The sequence below is a fragment of the Mesorhizobium sp. M7A.F.Ca.US.014.04.1.1 genome, from assembly GCF_003998745.1.
Lineage (GTDB): Bacteria > Pseudomonadota > Alphaproteobacteria > Rhizobiales > Rhizobiaceae > Mesorhizobium > Mesorhizobium ciceri.
In genome coordinates this window covers 1-5641 of record NZ_RZRW01000388.1, presented here as the reverse complement: position 1 = coordinate 5641, position 5641 = coordinate 1, and the positions used below count along the sequence as shown (strand labels likewise).

Genomic DNA, 5641 nt, shown 5'->3' with positions numbered 1-5641 from the left:
TCCCGATACCGGGCGGCTGGAGGAGGATCTCGTCGGCTTCCTGAAAAACCTGTTCGCCCACTGGCGCGAGACATCGTCGGGAAGCGTGTTCCGGTCGCTGATCGCCGAGGCACAGTCGGACGCGACCGCGGCCGCGGCCCTTGCCGACTACTCACTGGGCCGACGGTCCCATACCGCCCAGATCATCGAACGCGCCAAGGCAAGGGGCGAAATCCCGGCCGAAATCGATTCAGCTGTCGTCGCCGACCTGATCGCCTCCTTCGCCTGGAGACATCTGCTGACCAACCGGCTCGACGAGGACGAAGCGACCATCGGCAAGGCCGTCAACTACGTGATGCGAGGCATAGCGGCGCCTGCCTCGTAAAGACGGCAATGAATGAAAAGGGCGCGGCAACCCCTGGCTGCCGCGCCCCTTTTTCAAAAAGCTGCCAGTCTTACTTGGCGCTTTCCAGCGTATCGACCGCCTTCTTCAGGTTGGCGTCGGGGATCTCGACCTTGGCGCCGGCGCGCAGCGACTTGACCAGCGCGAAATACTTGTCGCGGATGACCGCCTGCTTGGCCTGGTCCTTGACGTCGTCGAAGGCCGGCGGCTGCTTGGTGCGCTTGTCCTCGAGCTTGATGACATGCCAGCCGAACTGCGTTTGCACCGGCTGCTCGGTGTATTTGCCGACCTCGAGCGCGGAGGCCGCCTTGTCGAACTCCGGCACCATCTGGCCAGGTCCGAACCAGCCGAGGTCGCCGCCGCTGGTCTTGCCTGACGGATCGCTGGTGTGCTCGTTGGCGAGCTTCTGGAAGTCGGCGCCGCCGTCGAGCTGCTTGATGATCGCCTCGGCCTCTTCCTTCGTCTTCACGAGGATGTGACGGGCATGCAGCTCGTTGGTGGGCGGCGTGTTGGCGATTTCCTGGTCGTAACGGGCGCGGACCTCGGCGTCGGTGACCTTGTCGACGACACCCTTCTCGACCATCTCGCCATGCAGCGCGCGCTGCTGCAGGAAGGCCATGCGGCGCTGGAAGTCGGGATCCTTGTCGAGCCCTGTGGTGACCGCCTGGGCGGCCATGACGCGGATCTCGATGGCAGCCGAAAGGGCGGCGGCACGGCGCTGCTCGGGCGGCAATTGTGCGAACTGCTGCGACAATTCCCCTTCGGCAAGCACCAGATCTGCTTCGGTCAGGGGCTGACCGTTGACCGTGGCGATAACCTTATTGGGATCGACCGGTGCCGCGGCTGGCGCTGCTGCATCCGCTGGAGCGGGAGCGGTTTGCTGCGCCATCACAGGCGAGAGCGAAAGGGCCGACAGGCCGACGGCCAAGCCAAGGCTGGCGAGCGACGCGCGGCGAAACAACAGGGACATAGGGGGACTCCGGTGGGGATTGTTAAGAGGGGTGCTTCCAGATCGGCCAGATTGTGGCGGAATTTGGCGCAGCCAGCAGGGCCAGCGCGGCGTTGACATCAGTTGAGCCCCCTCTTATCTGTCCAACGACTTTGCGTCCAGAACCGTTTTCCGGGCGCTTTTTGTGTTTGTCCACGTTCACGTGGAATTGATGGGGCCGCCCGGCGCTCATCTCAAGATTGAGAATTCTATCGAAAGGACCATTGGATGGTCAGTCTCGGCGGTCTCGCCCGTAAGGTTTTCGGTTCCTCCAACGACCGTCGGGTCAAATCGACCCGGCCCCGTGTCGAGGCGATCAACGCCATGGAAAACGAGATGCGGGCGCTTTCCGATGAGGAATTGGTCGGCCGCACCGCGAAATTCCGCCAGGACATCGCCAACGGCGCCACGCTCGACGATCTGTTGGTGCCGGCCTTCGCCACCGCCCGCGAGGCCGCGCGCCGCGTGCTCGGCATGCGCCCCTTCGATGTCCAGCTGATCGGCGGCATGGTGCTGCACAATGGCGGCATTGCCGAGATGCGCACTGGCGAGGGCAAGACCCTGGTCGCGACGCTGCCGGTCTACCTCAACGCGCTTGCCGGCAAGGGCGTCCACGTCGTCACCGTCAACGACTATCTGGCCACCCGCGACTCCGAATGGATGGGCCGCGTCTACAAATTCCTCGGCCTCTCGGTCGGCGTCATCGTCCACGGCCTGTCCGACGAGGAGCGCAGCGCCGCCTACGCCGCCGATGTCACCTACGCCACCAACAACGAGCTCGGCTTCGACTATCTGCGCGACAACATGAAATACGAGCGCGCCCAGATGGTGCAGCGCGGTCACAATTACGCGATCGTCGACGAAGTCGATTCCATCCTGGTCGACGAGGCACGCACGCCGTTGATCATTTCCGGTCCGCTCGAGGACCGTTCGGAAATGTACAACACCATCGACACCTTCATCATCCAGCTGCAGCCGCAGGATTATGAGATCGACGAGAAGCAGAAGACCTCGATCTTCACCGAGGAAGGCACCGAGAAGCTCGAGAACCTTTTGCGCGACGCCGGCCTGCTCAAGGGCGAGTCGCTCTACGACGTCGAGAACGTCGCCATCGTCCACCACGTCAATAACGCGCTGAAGGCGCACCGGCTGTTCCAGAAGGACAAGGACTATATCGTCCGCAACGGCGAGATCGTCATCATCGACGAGTTCACCGGCCGCATGATGCCGGGCCGCCGCTATTCGGAAGGCCTGCACCAGGCGCTCGAAGCCAAGGAGCATGTGGCGATCCAGCCGGAGAACCAGACGCTCGCCTCCGTCACCTTCCAGAACTATTTCCGCCTCTACAAGAAGCTGTCCGGCATGACCGGCACGGCGCTGACCGAGGCAGAGGAATTCGGCAACATCTACGGCCTCGAAGTCACCGAGATCCCGACCAATCTGCCGGTGATCCGCATCGACGAGGACGACGAGGTCTACCGGACGGTCGAGGAGAAATACAAGGCGATCGTCAGGGAGATCCGCGAAGCCAGCGCCAAGGGCCAGCCGACGCTGGTCGGCACCACCTCCATCGAAAAGTCCGAGCAGCTGGCCGAGCGCCTGCGCAAGGAAGGTTTTACCGATTTCGAAGTGCTGAACGCTCGCCATCACGAGCGCGAGGCGGCGATCGTCGCCCAGGCCGGCAAGCCCGGCGCCATCACCATCGCCACCAACATGGCCGGCCGCGGCACCGACATCAAGCTCGGCGGCAATGCCGAGATGCGGATCGAGGAAGAGCTGGGCGACATGCCGGCCGGCCCCGAACGCGAGGCGCGGGAAAAGGAAATCATTGCCGACATTGAGCGGCTGAAGGAAAAGGCATTGGCCGCCGGCGGCCTCTATGTGCTGGCCACCGAACGCCACGAATCGCGCCGCATCGACAACCAGCTTAGAGGTCGTTCAGGAAGACAAGGCGACCCCGGCCGCTCGAAATTCTTCCTGTCCCTGCAGGACGATCTGATGCGCATCTTCGGCTCCGAGCGCATGGACGGCATGCTGCAGAAGCTCGGCCTCAAGGAAGACGAGGCGATCATCCATCCGTGGATCAACAAGGCGCTGGAAAAGGCGCAGAAGAAGGTCGAGGCGCGCAACTTCGACATCCGCAAGAACCTGTTGAAATATGACGACGTCTCCAACGACCAGCGCAAGGTGGTGTTCGAGCAGCGCATCGAACTGATGGACGGCGAAGGCCTCTCCGAAACGATCGCCGAGATGCGCGAAGGCGTCATCGACGAGATCGTCGCCAAGGCCATTCCCGAAAACGCCTATGCCGAGCAGTGGAACGTTGCCGGGCTGAAGGCCGAGATCGCCGAGTTCCTGAACCTCGACCTGCCGGTCGAGGACTGGGCCAAGGAAGAGGGCATCGCCGAGGACGACATCCGCGAGCGCATCGCGCAGGCCGCCGAAGCCGCCGCCAAGGAGCGCGCCGAGCGTTTTGGCCCCGAGGTGATGAACTATGTCGAGCGCTCGGTGGTGCTGCAGACGCTCGACCATCTGTGGCGCGAGCACATCGTCAATCTCGACCATCTGCGCTCGGTCGTCGGCTTCCGCGGCTACGCCCAGCGCGATCCGCTGCAGGAGTACAAGGGCGAGGCGTTCGAACTCTTCCAGGCCATGCTTGGCAATCTGCGCCAGGCCGTCACCGCGCAGCTGATGCGCGTCGAACTGGTCCGTCAGGCCGCCGAAGCGCCACCTCCGGAAGCCCCCGACATGTTCGGCACCCATATCGACGGCAGCACCGGCGAAAACGACTTCGAAGGCGGCGAAACCGCCCTCCTGGTCCGCCCGGAGACAACCGCAATCGTCGCCCCCGAAGACCGCGACCCCAACAACCAGGCCACCTGGGGCAAGGTAGGCCGCAACGAAGCCTGCCCCTGCGGTTCGGGGAAGAAGTACAAGCACTGCCATGGGGCGTTTGCGTAAAGGCGCGGCGCTTTCCTTCTCCCGTCACTATACGGGGAGAAGGTGGCCCGCAGGGCCGGATGAGGGGCGGCGCCTGCGTTCGCGATTAGCCAATCTCCCCACCTGAGGGGGAGATGGCCGGCAGGCCAGAGGGGGGCGATGTCCCGCCGACTAAGCCGCCTCGAACTCGAACTTCAGCTGCGCGGCCTCATCCTCTGGCAGCCAAGGCACCATCTGAGGCACGATCTTGCGATAAAGCCGGGTGCTATCCTGATCGGCAACGTCTCCGTGCTGCGCGCCTCGGCGATGATGAAACAGCGGCGCAAACCTCAAACGCCTGTGCCGCCCCTCATCCGCCTGCCGGCACGTTCTCCCCGTATAGGGACGGGGCGAAGGAAATTCCTCACCCAACCGTTTCTTAATGTGTCTCCGCTACACCAACGCCTGAAAAAGAAGCGGAAAACGGAGAGAAATCGGGGTGCGCTTTTCCGCGGCCACGACTGCCGGGCGGTTCTTGCCGCAGCGTTGGGCGCTGCGCATGGGGCCGTTGCTTGGCCGCATCGATGCTGTGCTGTTCACCGCCGACGAGCGCGGCGAGGCCAGCCGCATGTCGGTTATCGCCTTCTCGGTCCGCATCGTCAGCGCCGTCATTGCCTTCGTCAGCCAGGTGCTGATGGCACGCTGGATGGGCTCGTTCGAGTACGGCATCTTCGTCCTCGTCTGGGTGACGATGGTCATCGTCGGCAATCTCGCCTGCCTGGGCTTCCACACCTCCGTCATCCGCTACATTCCCGAATACCGCGAGCGCGGCTTGATGGACGAGTTGCGCGGCATCGTGCTGGCCAGCCGTCTGTTCGTGCTGATCGCCTCGACGCTGATTGCCGGGCTCGGCGCGCTCGGCGTCTGGCTGGCGGCACCCTGGATCGAGAGCTACTATGTGATCCCGTTCATCCTCGGCGTCATCTGCCTGCCGATGATCGCCATGTCCGACCTTCTGTCGGGCCTGGCACGCGCCAACAGCTGGGCGCTGTTTGCCCTGTCGCCGACCTATCTGGTGCGGCCGGTGCTGATCCTGCTGTTCATGGCGCTGATGCTGCTGGCGGGCTATGCTCCTGACGCAAAGACCGCGATCTTCGCCTCGATCGCCGCCACCTACGCCACAACGCTCGGCCAGCTTATCGGTGTCACCCAGCGCATGGAACGGCAGATTCCGGCCGGGCCGATGAAGGTCCATTTCGCGCAATGGTTCGTCGTCTCGCTGCCGATCTTCCTGGTCGAGAGCTTCTTCTTCCTGCTGACCAATGCCGACGTGCTGATGGTCGGCGCCTATA

4 protein-coding genes are annotated in these 5641 nt (G+C 63.6%); 3 read left to right on the top strand and 1 reads right to left on the bottom strand.

What is annotated here, in order from left to right:
- A partial coding sequence (locus tag EOA22_RS22830; RefSeq protein WP_206521319.1) for a TetR-like C-terminal domain-containing protein occupies window positions 1–364 on the top strand: 364 nt, incomplete at its 5' end.
- Between the two features lie 70 nt (window positions 365–434).
- On the opposite strand, the gene EOA22_RS22825 is transcribed toward EOA22_RS22830, so the two are convergent.
- The gene (locus EOA22_RS22825) at window positions 435–1352 is read right to left on the bottom strand and encodes a peptidylprolyl isomerase (protein WP_024503787.1); all 918 of its coding nucleotides are present in this window, start codon (window positions 1350–1352) and stop codon (window positions 435–437) included.
- A 246-nt stretch (window positions 1353–1598) separates the two neighbouring features.
- Between EOA22_RS22825 and secA the strand changes: the two genes are divergently transcribed.
- Entirely contained in the window at window positions 1599–4331 is a 2733-nt protein-coding gene (secA, locus tag EOA22_RS22820; RefSeq protein WP_063169077.1) for a preprotein translocase subunit SecA, read from the top strand.
- A 457-nt stretch (window positions 4332–4788) separates the two neighbouring features.
- Window positions 4789–5641: lipopolysaccharide biosynthesis protein (locus EOA22_RS22810; RefSeq protein WP_164755745.1), on the top strand; the 853-nt coding region annotated here is incomplete at its 3' end.

What these genes read in the sequence shown, in the direction of transcription:
- EOA22_RS22825 (WP_024503787.1), bottom strand. Translation starts at nt 1,352, where the DNA reads ATGTCCCTGTTGTTTCGCCGCGCGTCGCTCGCCAGCCTTGGCTTGGCC.
- secA (WP_063169077.1), top strand. Translation starts at nt 1,599, where the DNA reads ATGGTCAGTCTCGGCGGTCTCGCCCGTAAGGTTTTCGGTTCCTCCAAC.